Origin of the sequence: Acinetobacter indicus CIP 110367 (assembly GCF_000488255.1) — a bacterium.
Lineage (GTDB): Bacteria > Pseudomonadota > Gammaproteobacteria > Pseudomonadales > Moraxellaceae > Acinetobacter > Acinetobacter indicus.
This window is the reverse complement of record NZ_KI530750.1, coordinates 1-3,684: the sequence shown is the minus strand read 5'-3', so window position 1 is coordinate 3,684 and position 3,684 is coordinate 1. Positions and strand designations below refer to the sequence as shown.

General features: G+C 37.6%; 2 protein-coding genes and 1 pseudogene. 2 read left to right on the top strand and 1 reads right to left on the bottom strand.

All coding sequences use genetic code 11. The features are described from left to right. The first annotated feature begins 135 nt into the window (after positions 1-135). Positions 136-1,056: a replication initiation protein gene (locus P253_RS04715; RefSeq protein WP_016659732.1), complete on the top strand. Its 921-nt coding sequence runs from the start codon at positions 136-138 to the stop codon at positions 1,054-1,056. A gap of 140 nt (positions 1,057-1,196) precedes the next feature. Then, a pseudogene (locus P253_RS16110) lies at positions 1,197-1,319 on the top strand (IS3 family transposase); the annotation flags it as partial. 105 nt (positions 1,320-1,424) lie between these two features. Here P253_RS16110 and P253_RS04710 read toward each other — a convergent pair. After that, on the bottom strand, positions 1,425-3,026 hold the full coding sequence (locus tag P253_RS04710; RefSeq protein ID WP_212750000.1) for an amidase: 1,602 nt from the start codon (positions 3,024-3,026) through the stop codon (positions 1,425-1,427). Between the last annotated feature and the right edge of the window lie 658 nt (positions 3,027-3,684).

The window sequence follows — 3,684 nt, the reverse complement described above, 5'->3', positions numbered from 1 at the left end:
AAAAAAAACCCGATGTGGCGTCGGGCATTTTTTCGGGAACTTGATGAGAATAATCTCAACTAGCACACCAATTATCTTGAACCCTAATTGTAGCTAGTTGAGTCCACAAAAACAAGAGAACTAAGGACTTAAAGCATGGCTGTGCCTGCTCACCAACTAGATATTTTTTATGAGGATTTGCCTTATAAACCTTACTGTGCAGATTTCTTAGATCGGGGCTTAGATATATACCCAAGATTTGAAGCGGCCAAGAGGAGGTTTATACAAGGTAATCAACCTTGCATGGTCAACTATTTGTTTTTTGACCTAGATCATGAGGATTCTGTTCTTGCTTGGCATACAGAAAACTTGCCCCCTCCATATTGGACAGCTCGTAATCCGAAGAATGGTCATTGCCATATCTGTTATAAGCTCGAAACCCCTTTTCCTACGACAGAAATCGCTAGTATTAAGCCGATTAGATATGCGAGTGCGATACAAGCTGCGTATGCAAAAAAATTAGGGTCAGATACCTCATATAGCCGTTTAATTACTAAAAACCCTCTACATAAGCACTGGGATGTTGTTTTTTGGAGTGATGAAGCATATTCCCTTGGTTATCTTGCCGACTTCGTTGATCTTGATAAGAAACCTGCTCCTGAAGCAAAACAACAAGGTTTAGGTAGAAACTGCACTATTTTCGATACAGTGCGTCATTGGGGATACAGGAAGGTAAGAACATACCTTAAAGAAAATGCGAGCTATGAGGCATGGTTTAGAGCCGTTTTAGAGCGTGTTTTAAAAGAGAATGAGGTCTTTCCTGAACCTTTGATGTACGGTGAGCTAGTTCAGATTGCTAAGAGTATCTCACAATGGATTTGGCATAGATTTTCTTTAGAAACTTTTAGTGAAATACAGGCTAAAAGAGGGGCATCAGGTGGTCTGAAAAGATCGAAAAAATATGATGATTTGAGACAACAAGCCATCGAACTGCGAACGAAGCAAAAAATGAGTATTCGTAAAATTGCAGAGGAACTGAAAGTAAGTAAAACCAGTGTTACGACATGGCTTAAATAGGACTTAAATTAAAGAAATTATGTCAGAAACTACCTCTAGATATTCAAATATCTATCTTAATGATGATAGCTATAAGAAAGAAGATAAGGCTGTAATCTCAGTCTTATACCCTTATCTTTTGGAGAATTTGGAACAAGATCACATTAAATTGGGTAGATTGGTTCAACAAAAAGCGTGTACACGGTGCACTGGGTTATGTATCGCCTTTTGAGTTTGAAGCAATGTACTATGATAAGATTAATCCGTTAGGTCAGGTGGCCTAACTTAAATAAAAAAGTCTCCGACAAACCCGGTACGGTTCACTATATTATTTCTTGCACAAAATAGAAGGTTAATAGCTCAAGCTATTAACCTTTTTCCCCTTTTTATTACTTTTCTAGGTTTCTATTAATTGGACGTGGACCTACAGCATCCTCCATGTCATAAGCATAACCTAACAATTTTGCCTCACTCCACATAGGGCCAACGAAGGCAATTGCATACGGCTGACCAGTTGAGTACTTACCTGCAGGCAAAGTCACCAAAGGAAGGCCCGAAAGATTGATTTCTGAAACTGTAGTTGCAGATATTCCACCTGTAACACGATCACCAATTGGCTTACGTTGTTGAGGGAATACCAGCATATCAAGTTGATTGTCTTTCATCACATTATTAAAGATTTCCAAATAGTTACTTCTTAACGTATTGAATGCTTCTAAATCAGGTGAAGCATATTCGTTTGGCTGAAAGTCTTTGATATTTGAAAAATAGAATAGAGGACCTTTATCACTAAAGATGTCATATCCTAAAAGGTTATTTAATTCAGCTAAGCTCTTAATTTTAGCTGATGCGCCTAAGTTCTTAAGATAGTTATCTACGTCATATGGAAGCGCTTCAGATCCACGGGCATCGTAGTCTGACTTTTCAAGCAATTCGGAGAATCCTGTACCCATAAATGGATCCTCGATAACAATCGCACCTTGTTCTTTAAGTTGAGCAATGGTTGTCTCATAAAGCTCTTTAGTCTCTTCACTCAACTCACCATTATGTGAACGCCAGCCTGATCCATACAGACCAACTCTTGCTCCTTTTAATGAATCTTTAGATAAAAGACTGGTATATCCGCCATTTGGCAGTTTTCCTATAGCAGCTTCAGTCTTAGGATCATCTGGAGTATATCCTGCAATAACGTCTAGGATTAAAGCAGCATCTCTAACTGATTTTGTTATTGGACCCAACACATCTCTTGTATTAGCAGCGAGAGGCACTACACCTGTATTAGGAACCAAGCCAAAAGTAGGTTTAACACCTATCAAACCTTGAGCTGATGCAGGGTTTTGAATAGATCCACCGGTTTCCTCTGCAATACCAGCAATAGCAAAACCGGCTGCTACAGCTGTCGCAGTACCTGTAGAAGATCCACCTGGAGCCCAGGCACGGTTTAATACGTTATATGTTGGACCATTAAAACTGTTATTTGCATTATCCCCACTCGCAGCAAAGACTGGTAAATTAGTTTTTCCTACAATAATTGCTCCAGCATCTCGCAGACGCTTCACAAGTGGTGCATCTTTTTCAGGAATAAGATCTATACCACCGGCTTTAGAAGAGAATCCGCTCCAACCAGCTGTAGTTGGCACACCTTTTTGATCGATTGAATCCTTTAATACAATAGGAATCCCTGCAAGTACCCCGAGTTCATCACCCTTTTTTCTGCGTTGATCTATATCTTCAGCCTCAGATAGAGCTGTTTCACTCAAACTAATAAAAGCGTTATATTTTGGCTCATATTGTTCGATTCTATCGTAATGAGCAGACATCAGGTCAGCCGTTGTTACCTTACCACTCGTCATTATCTCTTTAGCTTCATCAATAGTTAGTGAACTAAGATCTAGGGACACCTCTTCTTTATCAATTGAACTCTTATCGTCATTACCACATCCTGTAATAACAGCTGCTGCAAGCATTGTAGCGATAACACTTTTATTCATTAACATTTTTCACCCATTGGCATAGAAACACAGAACTCATTTCTCATTTAAAAATAATTATTAAAATTAATAACTTAAAATCAATTTATTAAAAAATGGTTGTTCTAAAGCAAAACGTTACTTATTAATAAATATTGATCATAATTAAAATTAGCAATTTATATGCCAAGGCCGCTTTTGGGTAAAAGGGAAAAATAGCTATAGATTCTTTCTAATCTGCTCTCTCCCTGGAAAAATATTTTTTTCACTTAAGAACGAAGTAAGAATCACTAAAAGATTGAAATAAATTCCTTTTTTGAAATAAGAGTTTGATCTATTCCACTATCATTTATAAAGACTGGAACGTTTTGCCAATGTGTAAAAATCAACTAAATATAGAATTTTCAATCGCACTCTATAGCTTTAAATTCCTTCTAGTTTTGCCTCCCATGGGAGGTATTTTTTTGCTACTTGAGAACGATAATGATTTTTTTAAATTTGATCATTTCTTCTTTTATTCTTGTTTGTGCAACTCATGTCAGTGCAGACACTATCCAATTTGAGAAACCAAAAGTTCACACTGCACAATGCTATGCAGAGAAACTTAATTTTGTGAACCGTACCGGGTTTGTCGGAGACTTTTTTATTTAAGTTAGGCCACCTGACCTAACGGGTTAAT